Here is an 18123-nt window from a genome sequence, read left to right as displayed (position 1 = left end):
CCGAAAAATAGATTTTAAGTGACGTGCAGAATAAAAAGATGACATTAAGACTTGGCAGTCGCTATAGTATAAAAAGTCAGCAAATTTAATAAGATAATAGAGAGGGAGAGCAACAATGACGGAGAAAAAAGTCGCTTTTATTGGGCTTGGCGTCATGGGGTATCCGATGGCTGGATTTCTACAAAAAGCAGGTTACACGACCAAGGTATACAACCGTACTCAAGCTAAAGCAAAACAATGGGCTGAGCAATATGGTGGTCAGGCTGCTGATACGCCTCGTGAAGCCGCTTTGGATTGTGATGTTGTTTTTGTTTGTGTGGGTAATGATAACGATGTGCGAAGTGTGGTTTACGGCGAAGAGGGAATATTGGCTGGTTTGAAACCCGGAGCCGTCTTGGTCGATCATACGACGACTTCCGCAGAACTGGCTGAGGAGCTGGGGGAAGCATGCCGTCAAGTGCGAAATGAATTTATTGATGCGCCTGTATCGGGTGGTCAGGCTGGGGCAGAAAATGGTGTATTGACCATTATGTGTGGTGGTGAGTCTGAAGTGTTTGCTGCTATAGAACCTGTGATGAGTGTTTATGCGAAACAAAGCACTTTGCTGGGTAAAAATGGTCAAGGCCAGCGCTGCAAAATGGTTAATCAGATTTGCATTGGTGGCATCTTACAAGGTTTGAGCGAAGCGCTTATCTTAGCGCAGCAATCCGGTTTAGATATTCCAACCGTAGTTGAGACGCTCAAACACGGAGCGGCTGGCTCATGGCAGATGGAGAATCGCGCGGTGACTATGTCACAAGACAAATTTGATTTTGGTTTTGCTATTGATTGGATGCGTAAAGACTTAGGCTTTTGCCTACAAGAAGCCGAAAAAGCGGGCATTGCACTACCATTAACTAAACAAGTTGATGAACAATATGCTCAGTTGCAAAAAGAAGGGCTTGGTAGAATGGATACGTCTGTTTTGATCAAATCATTAAAGCAAGATTGATGAGTTAAAGGTACTTGTTTGGTTTAGAACCATTGAATCAAAAGAGGGTTTAGCGACATGCTAAACCCTCTGTTCGTATTACAGTTTCAACCAGCTTGCTGGTTGGGCCTCTCCATCAACCACTTGCAGTTGATCATCCTTACGGAGCTCCCCCGTTTCTACATCAAGTGTTTTGATGCTTTTCGGATCACTTGCTAACTGATTGACTTCCGTGCCGTCGTCAACGCCATCAAAGTCACTATCGCGTGAGAATGGTGACGTACCCAACTGACGTTCTTTGTCAGACATCAGTCCATCACCATCTTTATCATGCGTTTGTGGGTAGCGAACGCCACTGGTGTTTGGCCCAAGCTCGCGCGCTGCAAACAATGAGTTGTGGTTATCATTATTTGAACCCCACGTGGTGACCGAACCATCTGCATTTAGAATTGAAAAACCACCTTCGGCTTTATAAATCGCTACCGCCTTCTTACTTTCTAACGTACCGTTAAACCAGTTTTCAGGCAGTTGAATGTCTGGTGTTGGTTTGCCAGTAATGTCGTAGCTTGAGATGATATCAAGTCCACGGACACCCCACTGTACAACTGAACCGTTGTTTAGTAATGCAGCAATGGTACTGGATTCAATTTTGACGTCTTTAACCTTGATATCGCCATTGAGCTTTGCGGTAGGTATTGATGTTCCGTATGGGTTGCCATAGTAATCAAGCTGGCCAAACTCACGACCCCATTGAACTAATGAGCCGTCTTTCATTTCAGCGACAAAAATATGTTCATCGGCAAATATGCGTTTGATTGGCTGCGCGGCTAGTTCGGTTTGAATCGCAGTTGGGAAATACGTATCTTGGCCCCAAGCTTGATGTTTACCGTTTGACTTAATAGCGGTAAAGCTACCTTGGTTAGCGTGAATGCTGACCACACCAGATTCCAGCTCCGATGGATCTTCCGGCATCGCTGCACCAACATAAACTAACTGTGTGTAGACCTCGTCCCAGTTAATGCCATCTGGTGCATTTGGATCGCCATAAGGTGCTTCGAGCAACCATGACGCGTAAACATTGTTCGCGCGATCTTCAAACAAAAAGTCAGGAAGATCTTTTTCGTTATACGCCGCTGCACCACCATTGGTAACGTCACCCCACGCCAGCACTTTTCCGTCTGAACGCAGAGCGGCGAATGCAGATTCAGTACGTGCAATGGAAACGACTGCGACGCTGCCATCCAGTTGCAATGCATGATCAGAACTATCGGCACCAAAAGCAACATCACCCCATGTTATAACGGAATTGTTGCCTTTAATGGCAGCAAAAGCGCCAGCATTGGCGTAGATGGCTTTCACTTTCAAGTGTTGGCTGCCAGATGGGTTAAATGGGTCTTCGCCGGGAACTTGAACTTCCAATTTGTCTTGATCTGCCGGCGACACGTTACCCCATGTCACGACTTTACCGTTATCCAGTAGTGCAGCAAATGCTTTTTCGGTGGCATGAAGTGACACGACTTTGTGTTTAGAGCCGTCAAGCTCAGCTTGGTATTTCGAAATATCGAGTTCTTCGGAATCAGGATCGCCAAACGTCACCACAGAACCGTCAGAGCGGATAGCGGCAAATATTTTTTGGCTAGCGACAATATGAACAGCAGGATTCTTGCCGTCTAAGCCTTGGGGGACAGTCACATCCTGATCGAAGTTTCGGTTATGCCAGAAAATAACTGAGCCGTCTTCACGAATTGCCGCACCGTACCATTGATTTGAGAACATCTGCACCGCAGGAGATTGACCTTGATTGATTATCTTGATTTCTGGGCGTGTATCTTCCCAGTTGTTGTCAAACCATTTCGCTCCCCAAAGGGCGATAGAGCCATCGTTGCGAAGTGCGTAGTGGCGGAACTTGTTTTCGATGATTGGGTTGTAATTCACTTTTAGTGACGCCACCCCCGGCGCTTTGATTGCATTCAAGCTGCGCTGAGTATTGGCAAGATCCAGAGTATTGTTTAGATTGCGCAGTATCAGATCAGGCTTGTGATCGACCACTTGACCATTGATATGAGTCATTGGGATGGTGAAACCTGCGGCTAATATCAGCGCTTGTAATTCCTCACTGGTGTGGTTGTTGACACTGGTGATTGGTGAATCAAATCGGCCTTGATCCGGCCATAAAACATAACCGCGCGCATAGGCTGCCAGTTCGTTGATGCCATCTATCATGGCTTGAAGTTCATCAAATACGAACTCGCCGTCATGAATAAACTGGCGGAAAGGGTATTCTTGCTGAGTATCTAGATTTTGGAATCCGGCTTGTTGCAATCCGTAGGCTACAGCACGAGGGTTATCGAGTCGGTCTAACGCCATGCTAATAAAACGGTTTGCGTTGTTCACCGCTGAGATAGTTGCGTCGACATCTAACTTGTTGTCAGTGAAGGTGACTTTGGGAGCATAGTTTGCATCAAAGGGTAGCGAAATTGTCGGAATGATGAGACTCAGTGCTTCATTAACAGTTTCACGATCCGCTTGGGTTGCATCAGCGGCAAGTGATTGCAAGGTGGCATAAGCTTGAATCTTTTCCAGCGTTAAAGGGATGTTTAGAAGCTGGCCCTTAGTGACAAACAGTGGTGTTACGTCTTCTGGCGTAAGGTGAGCAAAATCAAGTGGGTTAGTATTTAGCGCGGTTAATATGGCATTAAAATCGGTTTGTTTTTCTGCATTATTCAATAACTGTGGGAAGGCATTAAAGTAATATAACTCATTGAATTGTATGATTTTATTTTTTGTCTCAGTGAGAGAGAATGCATCATTGCTGATGACCAATGCGTGCGTATAATCGACGTCGCGTTTCAATAGGCCTTCAAATTCACCCGATGTGTTAAGCAGGCGGAATACTTCTTTGGCGGAAAGCGCATCTTCTTGCCATTCTTCTAAGCGATCAAAAGCTTTACCTGATAAACCGCCGGCACTGACAATAAACTCATTTTGTTCAAGGTGATTTTTTACATCAGCCATTTCGACAAACTTGATCGTGCCTTTTTTCTGTTCTTCCGGCATTTCAGTTTCTGCGGTTGTGATGATGTCTTTGAGCGCGGTTTCGAACGCTAGATCGTCACCATCCCAGTTAACTTCAATCGCTGGGGGCGTACCGTCAACGCTTGTTTCCAGAACTTGGTGAAAATACTCTGGGATTTCAATGCCATTGGTTGAAGGGTCACCATCGCTATCAAATGATTGCAGTAGCTGGCTAATTTTTAATGGAGCTGGTAATTCGATAGGGGTTACAACAGCAACGGCCTCAGTGCGTCCAAGAGACAAATCACCAATAAAGAACTCTACGGTTTCGCCGGGTAAATATTGGAACTCGCCGTTCTGGTTGGTGAAGCCTTCCGTTGATGCGGTTTTGTACGCCAGATTCGCGACAGCGGAATCGGTGAAAATACCTATCTGTTTTTGTGCAGCTGGTGTTGTTGGTGGTGTTGAACCACTGTCAGTACCAGTGCCTGTACCGGAAGAAGTGGGCTCATCACCGCCACCTCCACCACATCCCATCAGTGTGGCGACGATAGCTACAGAAACGAGCGAACGCTTAAAAATCATTTTATTTTCCTTGAGAAATAAGTCCTGAGAACTGTTGGTGTTGATGATTAAAGTTAAGTAATCCGAACGATTGCCTGTATAGATTAAATGTCTACATTTTGATCTATGTGTGGCTGTTTGTGCTGGATTATTTATATAAATTAATATTATGATCTAATAAATAATTGTTGTGAATATTATTGATAATTACTATCATTATCAATAGCGGTTTTGTGAAATCGTAATATTTAGTGGTAAATAAGTATTTCGGACTAATTAATATGTTTAAAAAAATAACTTTGTTTTTATCGAATAAGCGTGGTGTAACTTCAATTGAGTACGGGATTTTGGCTGCGGGTCTCGCTGTCGTAATCGGTGCTGTATTGGGAGAAGATGGTGTGTTTACTCAGGTACTGGCTGATGCATTTAGCAACGTTGCTGAAGTGATTGAGGCCAATACCAGTGGTGGTTCTGAAGGGAATTAATGGCTGAAGTTACCGTCAGGTGATCGATTTGATGAGCAATCAAACCGTCACGTAGTAACTAAGCGCAAAACAAAGTAAACCTGAGCAGTTAGGCATCGGAATGTATGAGGTGTTTTCTCATGCTTTTGATGGCTTAGGTTTACGTTATAGTAAGAATTTGTAATGAAAAGTAGAGCATTAATCTATAGTTTACTTGCTGGCCTTGGTGTTGTTGGCTGGTGGTTCTATTCTCAATCACAAGCACAAGGAGTACCCTCCAGTGCTAACTCTCCGGTGGTGAACATTAAATCGGAACCTGTCGAACATCGCACGGGTACGGCTTATCTTTTGGTAACAAAACGTAAGCTTAAGCGAGGTACGATCGTCTCTTCGTCTGATCTTGAATGGCAGCCAAGCGATAACCTTTCCGGTGACCTCAACCAGTTTTTCCTTAAAGGATTGGTGGAAAATGATGAGCTGGACGGCTTTGTAGCAAGGCATGATATTGAAACGGGCAAGGTGTTGAAGAAGGCCGACTTTATCAAACCCGGTGAACACAATTATCTCTCCGCTGTTTTACGACCTGGGATGCGCGCGGTCAGTATTCCCATTGACGTTATTTCTGGGAGTTCAGGTTTGATCACTCCGGGAAACAGTGTTGATGTCATTCTCAGTACCAATCTTGAAGGTGATGGCATGTCGGGGCGTGAACTGTCTGGTTTGATCGCCAAAACCGTGCTCAAAAATGTCCGTGTTCTCGCAATCAATCAAAGTGTAGACAATCTCTCCAATATGGAAGCCTTTGATATTAAAAAACACGGCACCGCTACGCTAGAAACCAGCGCGGAACAAGCAGAGTTACTAATAGTAGCAAGAAAAATGGGTGAGCTGTCTTTGAGTTTGCGTAGCGAGTTTTCTGACTATGACGATGAAAACCAACAAACGGCGACATTAGCCAACCAAGTATTGGAACAGTTTAAAGCACCCATTGATAGCCCAAATATGGTGCTGATGCATGGGGTGAAACGTCGCAACCTGAGTATTTCAGGCAGCGGTGTTGAGGTCATAGCAGAGTAATCTAACAAGGAATTCAAATATGTTGAGTTTTAGAGTCGGCAAAGCAATGCGCTTTACGCTGACGGGACTTTTATTATCGTTGATCACGCTCATCGTGCCTTTGCAGGCAAATGCAGCAGAAGTGTCAACGACTCGCAATGCGTTGACTCTGGTTATCGGCAAGGCGAAAAAAATCACGATTGATCGCCGTGTTCATACCGTGTTTATTTCCGATCCAGATATCGCAAGCTTTCAGGCACCAACATCCAACACATTGCTGATATTTGGGCGTGAAGTGGGAACGACTAGCTTGTTTGTCTTAGACAAAGACGGCAATGATATTTACTCCGCTTCGATCACGGTAGCTTATGATCTATCACATCTCACACCTATGTTGAAGCGAGAGTTTCCAACATCAAACATTCGCGTACGGGCGCATGGCCAAGGAGTGATGTTAACAGGAACGGTTCCTGATGCAGCGACCGCAGCACAAGCCGTGCAGTTAACTAATGAACATCTTAAACGTGTGCTGGGGGATAAAGCGAAAAAAGAAGCTTCGGATTCAAGCAGCGGGGAAAAAAATGGCATAAGTGCGGGTGAAGGAAGTGGTGGTTTTAAGTTAGAACTGGTTACTAACCGCCTCTCCATCTCGACACCAACCCAAGTCAATATTCGTGTGCGTATTGCTGAAGTAAGCAAACAGGTAAAAGAGAACTTTGGTTTTCAGTGGAACTACGCGGCAGATACAGTGAAATCAGCTTTGGATAACCTGACTTTTGGTCTAAGCCGAGACGTGATTTGGAAGCCGGGTAATCCGATTGTGGGGGATATTGGTGATGCTGTCGGCATGGTCGATATTCTGGCTGAAGAGAACATGGTGACAGTTTTGGCTGAGCCCAACTTAACCGCAACCAGTGGCGAAACGGCATCATTTCTTGCCGGGGGAGAAGTGCCACAGGTCATCGGTGGTGGCGAAAATGAAGCACCGACCATAGAGTACCGTCAGTTTGGTGTCTTGCTTGCCGTGACACCAACTATTCTGTCTGGGAACCGCATTGCACTGAAAGTAAAAACAGAAATCAGTGATTTATCGGCTGCCAACAGCGTGTATACCGCCGGAGTTGTTCAATCCGGATTTGATATCCGACGCGCTGAAACCAGTGTCGAGCTGGGATCAGGACAAAGTTTTGCGTTGGCTGGGCTTGTGAAGCGCAACGTCTCTGACGAGCTACAACACCTGCCATGGATAAATCAAATTCCTGTGCTGGGTCGATTATTTGAGTCCTCGAAGTTCAAAAACAACGAAACGGAGCTGGTGATCATTGCCAGTGCTTATTTGGTTGAACCCGCAGCAACGCCACTTGCTTTGCCAACGGATGAAGTACATCTCGCGAGTCCATTTGAGCGCTTGATCTTTGGGCGCACGCTCAAACCGATCGAGAACTATCAACGACCGCCAGCTGCGATTGCCAGTGAAGTATTTCAAGGCTTTGAATTTTAAGGAACCAACATGTTATTTCGTCAAACATTTTTGATTACTACATTATTTAGCGTGTTGACAGGGTGTGTGGCTCTGGAGCGCAAAGCGATGAATGGTCTTGAAGATACACTATCTGCCCCTTATCAATCGCCTCAAATCGTGGTGGATGTGGCCACAGAATTTCATGCCATGAACTCGTTCACACACACGCAGTTGCGTTCGATGTTAACCACGACGATGGATACGTCAGTGATGGCCGCCACGCTCAATTTACATCAAAAATCGCACAATGATCTGGCTAGTCGGGTCAAGCGTATGGTGCCGGCTTCCGTTCCAATGACCATTCAATATGATATTACATCCCCTCAAGGTGTTACCTTGCATCGTGCAGTGGCAATGGTTTTAGGGTGTCGCAATAACGCCCAAAAACCGGAATTGCGCGATAGTAAAACGCGTTACAGTGCACAGATCGAATGTGCAACGATGGAGAACTTAGTCGCCACTATCGCAGATCCTCGGGATCTATTAAAAGGCCAGAGCTTGAGACAAACCGATAGCGTAAGCGCGACCAGTGCAGTTCAGGCGTATTTGAGCGGCAATGTGATGGGGCTGAATGAATCCCCGATTTCAGTAGGAGGGAATTAATCATGGCTTTGTCTACTCAATCCCATGCATTGACGGTCGCCGCGTTCGTATTGAATCAAGATGACGGCGATAAACTTGAAAAGCATTGTGCTGACCTGCCAATTTCAGCGGCTGTGACGGTGAGTAAAGCGTGTCCTGATATGACAACGTTGGTTTCCGGTGGAGAAAGCATCTTAATCGTTGAAATGGATCCGCAGGTTGATGTTGAAGACTTTGCAAGGCAATTGCTGCAAAGCGTAAAACCAACGACGGCTGTGGTGCTATTAGGTGAGTCGATTGAGACGGAAAGTTATCGTCGATTGCTGCATCTTGGCATTAAAGATTATCTTGCGACGCCGATTGATCATGACGCATTAAAGCTCACGATTGAGCGTATTGGTCAGCTCAATAAAGCGATGGTGACTGAGGCTAGAGGTATTGTGGTCTGGGGCATGAAAGGAGGCGTCGGCACGACAATGATTGCTGCCAATTTGGCGTTTGATATTGCAACCAGTCATGCGCGTGAAACTCTCATCGTCGATAGCGATCCTCTTCATGGCGCTGTCGGTCTAGCGCTGAATCAGGAAAATTATGGTCAGTTGTCTTCGGTACTTACCTATGCTGAAGAACTGGATGACTTATTGTTTAAGCGTAGCCTAGTCGATGCAGGTCATAAATTATCACTGCTTAATGATACGTTAGAACTAGGTCAGATGATCGACATTCATCCTTATCAGATGAAGAACCTTGCTGAATACGCTAATCGAAATTACACGCAGCACATTTGGGATAGCGGCAACCTATCCATGATATGTCTCGATGAGGTTATCCGATTGAGTAAGGTCTGTGTGTTAGTGACGGATCTCAGTTTGAATGCCACCCGTTCGCTTGCGAAGGCACTTAAGCACCTTGAGGCTTTTCCTCATGTTCGCCCGATCATTGTTGTGAGTTCAGTGCGTAAGGATGACCACCACTGGTTTACCCAAGAAGAGCTAGAGAAGTCACTTAATGTATCGGTGGATTACCAATTACCACATGCCGCTAAGTTGATGACCAAGGCCCACGAGCTGGGCGATGTGGTTGCAAAGGGTGATTCGCCATGGGCGAAATCTTTGAAAAGCTTGAGCCGTGATTGTTTAGGGCTGGCTAAGGGACGTAAATCGAATCGTTGGATGCAGCTGTTCGGAGGTGGTCGCTGATGGTTACCGCTGAAAAGCAAAAACACGATGAGGTGCGTGTTCGCCAAATCAACCGAACCCGACAAGAATTGCTGGAATCGTTAGATCCATCCGAAGCGTTGAAAATGACTTCACATGAGCTGGAATATACGATCTTTGAAAGCTTAAACCAGATTGCTCTTGATAATAAAGTGACAATGAACCTGCGTGAGCAGCAGCAACTCACTCGAGAATTAGTGGACGATATCCGTGGGTTAGGGCCATTGGAGCCCTTACTTCATGATGACTCCGTTGCCGATATTATGGTGAACGGTCCTAGCCAGGTTTATGTTGAGCGTTATGGTCAAGTAGAGTTAACAGAGATTACTTTCCGCGATCAAGAACATGTTCACAATATTGCCCAGCGGGTAGCAAGTCGTGTTGGACGCCGCATTGATGAATCTTCCCCTATGGTGGATGCCAGATTAGATGACGGCAGTCGAGTCAACGTGATTGCGCCGCCTCTTTCTCTTATCGGCACAGTGATCTCCATTCGTAAGTTCTCTAAGCACAAACTGTCACTGCTGGATATGGCACGTCAAGAAAACTTATCGGAGCCGATGGCAGCCTTATTGGGGCTGAGCGTACAAGCGAAAATGAACATTCTGGTGTCGGGAGGAACCGGTGCCGGAAAAACCACCTTGCTGAACGCGTTATCTGAGTTTATTGGTGCAAATGAACGGGTCATCACCATTGAAGATGCCGCCGAGATTCAACTTAAACAGCCTCATGTGATCAGCTTAGAGACACGGGCAGCGAGTGTTGAAGGCTCGGGGGAAGTGACGCAAACGGATTTGGTCAAAAACGCCCTTCGGATGCGGCCCGATCGCATTTTGCTCGGGGAAGTTCGTGGTGAAGAAGTGTTCGATATGCTGCAAGCCATGAATACCGGACACGATGGCTCCCTATCAACGGTCCACGCGAATACACCGAATGATGCTTTGATCCGTTTGGAGAATATGTTGAGCCTGAGTCAGGCGAAACTCAGCTCTGATCTGGTTCGAAAGCAAATAGCAGCATCCATTGATGTGATTGTGCAAATCGAACGTGGTAGAGATGGTAAGCGCCGTATCACGCAGATTAGTGAGACCAATGGCTGTGTTGATGGTCAGATTGAGCTCAACACTCTGTTCGAATTTGTCCACGATCATGACGAAGAAAGCGAAGTAATCAGCGGTTACTACGCACAGCCAGAAACACAAAGCTGTAAGGTGCTTAAGTTAAAGGCAGCAGGTCTATTTAAGACGGTCGAACAACTTCTAAAAGGAGACGAGTCATGATGTTGGCAGCGATTGTGTTGGCAACCATCTTGCTCATTTTTGCTTTGGAGCAAAGGCAGACTCGACAAAAGCAAGGGTTAGTAAAGCGCCGAGCAGAACGCCATTTAGGTGTATACAGTCATGTTAGCGTTCATTCCTCATCGTCAAAGGTGGCTCGTCATTTCAGCCAATGGGTAGCCAAGCATGTTCAACTGATTCCGGCGATATCCAGCATTGGCATGAGCTATTTGTGCTGGAATGGGTTTCACCTATGGTGGGTGTCGGTATTGGTTGTTCCTATCGTTTATCGCGCGGTTGCGCTGATCCAGTCACATAAACTGAAACAGCTAAAGATAGAAGCGATAGAAGCCCACTTACCAGAAGCGGTGGATGTGTTTGCCAGAGCGATAGCCGCTGGCGTTCCGATGGAGCGTTCTATTCGCAGTGTCGCGAATGCATTTGATGGTCATCTGGGAGATGAGTTTAACAAGCTGCATGATGCCATTGTACTTGGCGTGCCTTTTCAGCAAGCACTAAGCGATTCATCCGCGCGTGTTGATAGCGAAAGTTATCGCTATTTTACGGCGATTTTGAGCCTAAATGCGGAAACGGGTGGGCCTTTGGTTGAAGTACTGACGAACCTTTCCCACAGCCTACGCGAAAAGCACAAGCTGAATAAAAAAGTACTGGCACTCACAGCAGAGCCGAGAACCGCAGCGCGAGTTGTCACTGGCATTCCCATTGTTTTGCTGACTATGCAGTTTTTTAAACAGCCAGAACAGCTTGAATTTTTGCTGCAAAACGAAGCGGGTCAGCAGATCTTGTTGTATGCCGTGGTCAGTATTGTTTCAGGCTTACTGATCATTAAACGCCTCACTAAGGTTGGTTAACATGAACGTATTGCTTTTAGTTGGGTTGGTGGCAGTGCTCCTCTTATTGTTTGCTGAGCAGCAATGGGCAGCCCGGCGCTTTCAAACGCGAAAGCAGTTGGTTTTGTCAACGTCTACGCCTCGTCGTATTGGAAGTGTAAAGCTGCAACAGGCTGCAAAGCGAGTGGGTCATTGGTTGGAACAATACCTTGTTTCAGAGAAAGACAGAGCGCAGCTTAAACTGCTGCTACTTAGGGCTGGTTATTTTAAACCGGAAGCGTTGCCGTTGTTTTTGGTTGCAAAATTCGGTGCCGTTGTGGTTGGGTTGGCTGTTAGCGCTATGGTGTTTGCCGTCAAACCTGAGCTGATGGGTGGTAAAAATACGTTAATTGCCGTGATGATTGTGTTTGGTTTAGGCGTGCTGGTTGAAAAAGCAATAGCGGTTCGCGGTGAAGCTCGCCAAAGCCGACTTAGCCAGTATTGTCCAGATATGATGGATATGTTGGTCATTTGCGCCGAATCTGGTGCGGGCTTGGATGACGCGTTGGATAAAGTGTCAAAGAAAATGCGAACCATTTGCCCGGAATTGAGTGACGAAGTCGCATTGGTGGTTGATGAGCTGAAACTTTTGCCTGATAGAAGCATGGCATTGAATAACCTTGCGAACCGAACTCAGGTTGAAGAACTTAAAATTTTGGCCACCACCCTACATCAGGCACTGAACTACGGCTCTTCTATTGCGAAAACCTTGCGCGTTGTTGCTTCAGACACTCGACAAACTCGATTGCTTAGTATGGAAGAGCAGGCGGCGAAAGTTCCGGCCAAGATGGGACTGCCGTTAATCCTATTGGTGTTATTTCCCACGCTGTTTCTCATTGCGGCTCCTGCCATGATTGGTTTGATGGAAGCCCTTTCTTAAGAGACTAAAAATGAACAAATTAATACTGCTTATGGCTATGATCTTATGTACTGCATGTACACAACAACCGCAGCAAACTGACATTGCTGAAGATGTAGAAGCGCAGCTCAATATTGCTCGGCTCTCTGAAGAAAACGGTCAGCTAAGTGCCGCTTTGACTATTTATCAGCGCGTATACAACAAGTGGCCCGGTGACGAGGTTAACTTGGCATTGGGGCGTTTGTATTATCAACAAAAAGAGTGGTTAAAAGCTCAGCTTCACTTGAACCAAATCCCTGAGCAGTCAGAACTTCGAGAGCAAGGTAACTTGTGGCAGGCTAAAACGCAACTACGTCTGATGAAGCCAGAGCAAGCACTCACTTTTATGCCTGAGACGCCAAACACCAGCGAATGGCTCAATTTGAAAGGCGTTGCGCTGGACTATCAGCAGCGACATATCGAAGCACAAGCTCTGTATCAACAAGGGCTTCAGCACAAACCAATGAGTGTTCGTCTTAGGAAAAATCTGGTTTATTCGTACTTGCTTGCAGGAAAGTATCAGCAAGCTGAATCGGAGCTGAATACGTTGTTTGAGCTTGGTTATCGTAACAAAAATTACGATGCCCTCAATGCCATGGTGATCCTGTTACAAGGGGATGATGAAGAGGCTAAACGTACTTTAGAACGTTATTCGACTCCTTTAGAAGTCGATCAATTTGCCGCGCAGTTAGAGCAATTGAGGAAGCCGTAATGCAACGTCAACAAGGCAGTTATTCGGTCGAGTTTGTATTGACGTTTCTGATCCTGTTTTCAACCATCTTCTTAGCCATTGAAGTAGGGCGGTTTACGCTGACCAGCAGTATTGTGGACCTCCGTTTTCGAGAGTTGGTGTATGAGAGCCGAACCTTACATAGCCCCCCTTTATCCAAGCTTAAAGAGAAGTACTTTTCGCAGCAGCAGTTTATAGACGGTGAAGATGTTTCCTTAACCAGTAAAGCATGTGAAACCATGGTGCACTATCTGGCGAATATGTGCTCGTTTGGTAAAGGGGCGCCTCAACACTTAGTGGAGTACAGTTTGGTTTACGAATTTCAACCTATCATCCCTTTATTACAAGGTTCGGGAAAAGGGCTTTGGCAACATGAAAGTGTAATGGTTGTACGAAACGAACCTGATTTTGAGGTGAGCAAATGGTAACTCGCTCACGACAAAGCGGTGCAGCGGTCGAAACCTTGGTGTTTGTACTGCTGATTTTGATGATTGTGTGGGCGGCAGTCGATGTGACTCGGCTGTTTAAGATACAAGATCGGCTGCATCTTGCGGTGACGACCGTTGGCGCATTGGCGGCAGATATTCCCCCGGAAAACGAAAGCAATACGCGATTTGAGCAATTGCTTTGTGGTACGACAAAGGCGGATCTGCGATTTGATGCTTGTCCGCAATCTTCTACCAGTGATTTCTTGATGGCCGTTGCAGAAAAAACCTTAGGGCTTGATGATGCTAACCAGTTTGCGATGCGATTTGAGTTTATTAGTGATCCGGGAATTCCAAATAGTCAGGAGTACGCAAAGTCTGAAGTTTTGGGCAGTGGTAACTGCGACTTATCTCCGGTTGTCGTTCCCGGTGGTGTGCGGATCGCGAGCTATCTGACGAATCCACTTACGACCAGTGAAGTAACATTGAAAAATCGAGCGCATCATCAGTTTGTCTATGTGGCGATGTGTATCGAGAGCAGTGCGTTGGCTGGCTCGCTATCGGCATGGTTGATGAAAGACAAATTAAATAAAGAACTGTTCGCTGACTCGATGAATTTGAGGCGCTATTGGTATAACGGTGATTACATTGAAGACTAAAGCAGGTTTTAAGAGCAAGTCGCAGCAAGGTAGTGCATCATTGTTAATGTTGGCGAGCCTGATCATCATTATGGTGTTGTTCTTCTTAAGTGTGAGTACAACAAGGTATGTGACTCTTTATACACGGCTCAGTCATGCTGCTGATGGCGCATTGGCTTTGGTTGCGCGGGAAGGACTGGCAGTTGATGAGCAAGAAGGGCAATATCTGAGCAAAACATTTGCTATCTACAATATGCCGATAGGTATACGTAGTGAAGAATTGCGCAGAACCAGTCAAGTTAACTTAGCCTTAAGCCCACTGGGCTATGCGCAGGAGCTGAGTTTAACCTTAGAGGATTCCATCGCACCAGTGCTGAGTTTCGTGCCGCAATTGAATGTCGCGGTCGAGCGGCGTCTTGTTCGGGAGTACCCCGTGACCGAGACCGTGCTTGCCCTCGATGCTTCGCGCTCGATGTCTGATAAAATTGGTGGTGGTCAAAAGCCTTCACAGCTGATGCCCAGCATATTGACGGATTTTATTGATTCACTGACGGGCGAACAGGAGTTGGCAAAAGATCACCATATTGGTCTCGTGCCTTACTCGGCGTATGTCAATGTTGGTCAGCGCTATCAAGATCGTCTGATTACGCCTGAATCGAGGCGTATACCTGCTTCTTTATCACCAGTTGCACGCAAATATGGTTATGAGCAAGACTTTCTCCATTTTAGTGGTGTGGAAGGTCGACGAAATGGCGCGTGTGTCAAAAGAAAGCCAGTCAATTTGAATCGCGTGATTACGGTATTGAATTTACCCAGAAATGCTCGGGAAGGATTTGATTTGATAGTTTATCATCCCGACGAGCATGACTCTGAGCCGGGATTGAGTGATGAGATCAAGCGAGCGAATGGCACGATCCCGCGACACTTACTACCGGTGACTCAGGCGATGTCGTTTCCACTGAATCCTGCACTGCCATACATCGAAACGCCGGGTGGATGTCCCGCAATGACCTTGCATGAGATCAGCGGTAAAACGGCATCTCTCAAAAATGTAGCAGAGCGATATTACGCGACACACACCACAGGCGGAGATGAAGGCATTATATGGGGATGGCGTTTGTTTGATGAACGCTGGCGAGCATCTGTATGGGAAGAGCCCGGTTTTGAACTTGAAGAGCCAAGCAAACGCCTTATCTTGTTTACCGACGGAGCAAACAATAAAGGGTTAACTGATAACGACTTTGAGCGTTTTATGAATGGCACATGCCGTGCATTGGCAGATAACGGTATTCGATTTGATATGGTTTTGTTTGACCAAGGTATTTCGATGAAAGAGCGCCAAATATATCGTTGGTGTACTGATGTGACGGGTGGCAGTTATTTCTATGTCAAAGGGGATGATTTGGCGGCTCTTAAGCTCTTTTTTGCCCGGCTAGGAATACGGCAATATAAGACTCGGTACTTATAACAACCCTATTCAACGGGGTTTGTGTTAGTAAAAAATGAACCATTCGCGTGTATCAAACAGTTTGAAGAAAGATTCTGGTTGCATGGTATTTCCCTCGATTGGTCGTTGTTGACTTACATTATTATTCAATAAAGGGCGTGGCATCTGTCACGCCCTTTTCTTTGCGTTTGTCTATTGCAAAGGGCTATCAGCGATAGGTATTACTTGCGACCCAACGCTTTTTCAAGTCCCTTACCGTAGTTCTCATCTGCTTGGTAAGCATGGTCGATATGACGCTGTTGAATAAACTCTGGAACACCATCTAACGAACGAGCGGTATTTTCGAGTAAGCGTTTTTGCTCTTGCTTGTCCATTAAGCGGAATAGGTCACCCGCTTGGCTGAAGTAGTCTTCATCAACACGATGATCATAATGATCCGCTGCGCCGGAGATTTTTAATGGTGGCTCTGAATAATCAGGTTGCTCTGCCCACTCTTGTTTGAAGTTTGGTTCATAACCGATGGTTGAACCAAAGTTGCCATCGACACGCATTGCGCCGTCACGGTGATAGCTATGAACAGGGCAACGCGGTGCATTGACTGGGATCTGGTGGTGGTTAACACCCAAGCGGTAACGCTGTGCGTCTCCGTAAGCAAATAGGCGACCTTGTAACATTTTATCTGGCGAGAAACTGATACCAGGAACGACAGCGGCAGGGTTAAATGCCGATTGTTCAACTTCTGCGTGGAAGTTTTCTGGGTTACGGTTTAGCTCGAATTCACCGACTTCAATCAATGGGTAGTCTTTTTGAGACCAGACTTTGGTTAAGTCGAATGGATTAAAGTTCACTTCATCCGCTTCCAGCTCTGGCATGATTTGAACGTACATTTTCCATTTAGGGAAGTCATTTTTTTCGATCGCTTCATATAAGTCACGCTGGTGGCTTTCGCGATCTTTACCGATCAGTGCTTCCGCTTCTTCATCTGTCAGGTTTTTAATGCCTTGTTGAGTTTTGAAGTGGAACTTCACCCAGTAGCGTTCGTTATCTGCATTGATAAAACTGAATGTGTGGCTACCAAATCCGTGCATATGACGGTAAGACGCTGGAATGCCGCGGTCACTCATGACAATAGTTACTTGGTGGAATGCTTCTGGCAGTGAAGTCCAAAAATCCCAGTTATTGACACCACTACGCATGTTTGTGCGTGGGTCACGTTTAACTGCATGGTTGAGATCAGGGAATTTTAGCGGATCGCGTAAAAAGAATACTGGCGTGTTGTTACCCACTAAATCCCAGTTACCCTCTTCGGTATAAAATTTAAGGGCAAAACCACGAATGTCACGCTCTGCATCAGCGGCGCCACGCTCACCGGCAACAGTGGTGAAGCGAGCAAACATCTCGGTTTTTTTACCGATTTCCGAGAAGATTTTCGCACGAGTATACTTGGTAATATCTTGAGTCACGGTAAACGTACCGTAAGCACCCGATCCTTTGGCGTGCATACGGCGCTCTGGGATCACTTCACGATCAAAGTGGGCTAGTTTTTCGAGGAACCAAACATCTTGCAATAGTTGTGGGCCTCGTGGACCAGCCGTCATGACGTTTTGGTTATGGGCGACAGGGCAGCCAGCAGCAGTAGTAAGTTTTTTGCTCATGATAATTTCCTTTCCAGGTTTTTAATTGTTTATCAAAAGAAGCTCATTAAAAAATACGGATTGAGCGGTAATTTCCTCTTCTGAATGTGATAAATCATAGAGCGAGATTAACCCTATTGATAATGGGTCTTTCTTATCAATTTGATAGGTTTGAGCGATGAGTGGAAACTATGATGGATACGATGTGCAGTTGTTGAGGATATGAGACGTCTCATTTCTGTTTGGGAAGGAGTGATCATCTGCGAGAAGCCACGGCAGATGATCTTCATCAATCAAGATTTATTGAATTGCTGTTTGCGATTCGGATAAAAGGCGATAAGTAATCACATATAACGTATCTGTATTTGGATAGATATCACGGATGATTTGCTTCAATTTAGGCAACTCGATGAACTCTTGTTCTGCATGGTACTGACCAATCTCATCAAATTGAATTGGTTCGATGGATTCGATGTGGATATCACACACCTTTCTGTCAGTTTCTAGTGTATATACTTCTACGTCTGTCCCCGGTACATAGTGGCTTTCTGACTCATCTCTAATGGTAATGGTTTTTTGCCCTGAGAGAATGAGAGGGGTAAGAAATTCGAAGAAAGTTATTTTTCTAGGGGCATCGCCTTTGCTATTCATCGTATTTGAGTTTGTTTGGTCAAAAAAGCATTGTAGAACATGTTGTATATCAACTAAATGTATATCTAATCACTTGATTTATAAAAAGAGAGAGAGGTCTCACTATCTATTAATATGATTTAAAGATTCGTGAGTTTACACGT

General features: G+C 45.8%; 16 protein-coding genes. 13 read left to right on the top strand and 3 right to left on the bottom strand.

The window, feature by feature from the left end; all coding sequences use genetic code 11:
* The first annotated feature begins 115 nt into the window (after positions 1 to 115).
* On the top strand, positions 116 to 991 hold the full coding sequence (locus ACQEXU_RS08120) for an NAD(P)-dependent oxidoreductase (RefSeq protein ID WP_427010388.1): 876 nt from the start codon (positions 116 to 118) through the stop codon (positions 989 to 991).
* A 78-nt stretch (positions 992 to 1069) separates the two neighbouring features.
* On the opposite strand, the gene ACQEXU_RS08115 is transcribed toward ACQEXU_RS08120, so the two are convergent.
* Positions 1070 to 4570, bottom strand: coding sequence for a hypothetical protein (locus tag ACQEXU_RS08115; protein ID WP_427010387.1), 3501 nt, complete (start codon positions 4568 to 4570; stop codon positions 1070 to 1072).
* Positions 4571 to 4830: 260 nt separating this feature from the next.
* Between ACQEXU_RS08115 and ACQEXU_RS08110 the strand changes: the two genes are divergently transcribed.
* The 12 genes from ACQEXU_RS08110 to ACQEXU_RS08055 all read left to right on the top strand — a co-directional run bounded on the left by ACQEXU_RS08110 (position 4831) and on the right by ACQEXU_RS08055 (position 15716).
* A complete protein-coding gene (locus tag ACQEXU_RS08110; protein ID WP_367989396.1) occupies positions 4831 to 5034 on the top strand; it encodes a Flp family type IVb pilin in 204 nt (67 codons plus the stop codon).
* Positions 5035 to 5196: 162 nt separating this feature from the next.
* Positions 5197 to 6090 (top strand): Flp pilus assembly protein CpaB, encoded by an 894-nt coding sequence (cpaB, locus tag ACQEXU_RS08105; RefSeq protein WP_427010386.1) that lies wholly within the window; start codon positions 5197 to 5199, stop codon positions 6088 to 6090.
* Between the two features lie 19 nt (positions 6091 to 6109).
* Positions 6110 to 7570 (top strand): type II and III secretion system protein family protein, encoded by a 1461-nt coding sequence (locus ACQEXU_RS08100; RefSeq protein WP_427010385.1) that lies wholly within the window; start codon positions 6110 to 6112, stop codon positions 7568 to 7570.
* A gap of 9 nt (positions 7571 to 7579) precedes the next feature.
* Positions 7580 to 8194 carry a CpaD family pilus assembly lipoprotein gene (locus tag ACQEXU_RS08095; RefSeq protein ID WP_427010384.1) on the top strand — a complete coding sequence of 205 codons (615 nt, stop codon included), beginning with the start codon at positions 7580 to 7582 and terminating at the stop codon, positions 8192 to 8194.
* Positions 8195 to 8196: 2 nt separating this feature from the next.
* Positions 8197 to 9372 (top strand): hypothetical protein, encoded by a 1176-nt coding sequence (locus ACQEXU_RS08090; RefSeq protein WP_427010383.1) that lies wholly within the window; start codon positions 8197 to 8199, stop codon positions 9370 to 9372.
* Positions 9372 to 10670, top strand: a complete 1299-nt coding sequence (locus tag ACQEXU_RS08085; RefSeq protein WP_427010382.1) for a CpaF family protein — start codon at positions 9372 to 9374, stop codon at positions 10668 to 10670. The genes ACQEXU_RS08090 and ACQEXU_RS08085 overlap by 1 nt, the downstream gene beginning before the upstream one ends.
* Positions 10667 to 11539 (top strand): type II secretion system F family protein, encoded by an 873-nt coding sequence (locus tag ACQEXU_RS08080; protein WP_427010381.1) that lies wholly within the window; start codon positions 10667 to 10669, stop codon positions 11537 to 11539. The genes ACQEXU_RS08085 and ACQEXU_RS08080 overlap by 4 nt, the downstream gene beginning before the upstream one ends.
* Before the next feature lies 1 nt (position 11540).
* A complete protein-coding gene (locus ACQEXU_RS08075) occupies positions 11541 to 12437 on the top strand; it encodes a type II secretion system F family protein (RefSeq protein ID WP_427010380.1) in 897 nt (298 codons plus the stop codon).
* A 10-nt stretch (positions 12438 to 12447) separates the two neighbouring features.
* Positions 12448 to 13167 carry a tetratricopeptide repeat protein gene (locus ACQEXU_RS08070; RefSeq protein ID WP_367989404.1) on the top strand — a complete coding sequence of 240 codons (720 nt, stop codon included), beginning with the start codon at positions 12448 to 12450 and terminating at the stop codon, positions 13165 to 13167.
* Positions 13167 to 13613, top strand: coding sequence for a TadE/TadG family type IV pilus assembly protein (locus tag ACQEXU_RS08065; RefSeq protein WP_367989405.1), 447 nt, complete (start codon positions 13167 to 13169; stop codon positions 13611 to 13613). Before ACQEXU_RS08070 ends, ACQEXU_RS08065 begins: the two co-directional genes overlap by 1 nt.
* Positions 13607 to 14269: a hypothetical protein gene (locus ACQEXU_RS08060; protein WP_427010379.1), complete on the top strand. Its 663-nt coding sequence runs from the start codon at positions 13607 to 13609 to the stop codon at positions 14267 to 14269. Before ACQEXU_RS08065 ends, ACQEXU_RS08060 begins: the two co-directional genes overlap by 7 nt.
* On the top strand, positions 14259 to 15716 hold the full coding sequence (locus ACQEXU_RS08055; protein WP_427010378.1) for a hypothetical protein: 1458 nt from the start codon (positions 14259 to 14261) through the stop codon (positions 15714 to 15716). Before ACQEXU_RS08060 ends, ACQEXU_RS08055 begins: the two co-directional genes overlap by 11 nt.
* 200 nt (positions 15717 to 15916) lie before the next feature.
* Here ACQEXU_RS08055 and ACQEXU_RS08050 read toward each other — a convergent pair whose 3' ends face one another.
* Positions 15917 to 17350 (bottom strand): catalase, encoded by a 1434-nt coding sequence (locus tag ACQEXU_RS08050; protein ID WP_427010377.1) that lies wholly within the window; start codon positions 17348 to 17350, stop codon positions 15917 to 15919.
* Positions 17351 to 17629: 279 nt separating this feature from the next.
* Positions 17630 to 17980 carry a N(4)-acetylcytidine aminohydrolase gene (yqfB, locus tag ACQEXU_RS08045; RefSeq protein ID WP_427010376.1) on the bottom strand — a complete coding sequence of 117 codons (351 nt, stop codon included), beginning with the start codon at positions 17978 to 17980 and terminating at the stop codon, positions 17630 to 17632.
* Between the last annotated feature and the right edge of the window lie 143 nt (positions 17981 to 18123).

Origin of the sequence: Vibrio sp. TRT 21S02, assembly GCF_050113675.1 — a bacterium.
Classification (GTDB): Bacteria; Pseudomonadota; Gammaproteobacteria; order Enterobacterales; family Vibrionaceae; genus Vibrio.
This window is presented reverse-complemented; position numbering and strand designations above follow the sequence as displayed.

Coding starts and splice junctions, on each gene's coding strand:
- ACQEXU_RS08050 (WP_427010377.1), bottom strand. CDS start 17,350: ATGAGCAAAAAACTTACTACTGCTGCTGGCTGCCCTGTCGCCCATAAC.
- ACQEXU_RS08085 (WP_427010382.1), top strand. CDS start 9,372: ATGGTTACCGCTGAAAAGCAAAAACACGATGAGGTGCGTGTTCGCCAA.
- cpaB (WP_427010386.1), top strand. CDS start 5,197: ATGAAAAGTAGAGCATTAATCTATAGTTTACTTGCTGGCCTTGGTGTT.
- ACQEXU_RS08070 (WP_367989404.1), top strand. CDS start 12,448: ATGAACAAATTAATACTGCTTATGGCTATGATCTTATGTACTGCATGT.
- ACQEXU_RS08080 (WP_427010381.1), top strand. CDS start 10,667: ATGATGTTGGCAGCGATTGTGTTGGCAACCATCTTGCTCATTTTTGCT.
- ACQEXU_RS08075 (WP_427010380.1), top strand. CDS start 11,541: ATGAACGTATTGCTTTTAGTTGGGTTGGTGGCAGTGCTCCTCTTATTG.
- ACQEXU_RS08065 (WP_367989405.1), top strand. CDS start 13,167: ATGCAACGTCAACAAGGCAGTTATTCGGTCGAGTTTGTATTGACGTTT.
- ACQEXU_RS08100 (WP_427010385.1), top strand. CDS start 6,110: ATGTTGAGTTTTAGAGTCGGCAAAGCAATGCGCTTTACGCTGACGGGA.
- ACQEXU_RS08110 (WP_367989396.1), top strand. CDS start 4,831: ATGTTTAAAAAAATAACTTTGTTTTTATCGAATAAGCGTGGTGTAACT.
- ACQEXU_RS08060 (WP_427010379.1), top strand. CDS start 13,607: ATGGTAACTCGCTCACGACAAAGCGGTGCAGCGGTCGAAACCTTGGTG.
- ACQEXU_RS08095 (WP_427010384.1), top strand. CDS start 7,580: ATGTTATTTCGTCAAACATTTTTGATTACTACATTATTTAGCGTGTTG.
- yqfB (WP_427010376.1), bottom strand. CDS start 17,980: ATGAATAGCAAAGGCGATGCCCCTAGAAAAATAACTTTCTTCGAATTT.
- ACQEXU_RS08120 (WP_427010388.1), top strand. CDS start 116: ATGACGGAGAAAAAAGTCGCTTTTATTGGGCTTGGCGTCATGGGGTAT.
- ACQEXU_RS08115 (WP_427010387.1), bottom strand. CDS start 4,570: ATGATTTTTAAGCGTTCGCTCGTTTCTGTAGCTATCGTCGCCACACTG.
- ACQEXU_RS08090 (WP_427010383.1), top strand. CDS start 8,197: ATGGCTTTGTCTACTCAATCCCATGCATTGACGGTCGCCGCGTTCGTA.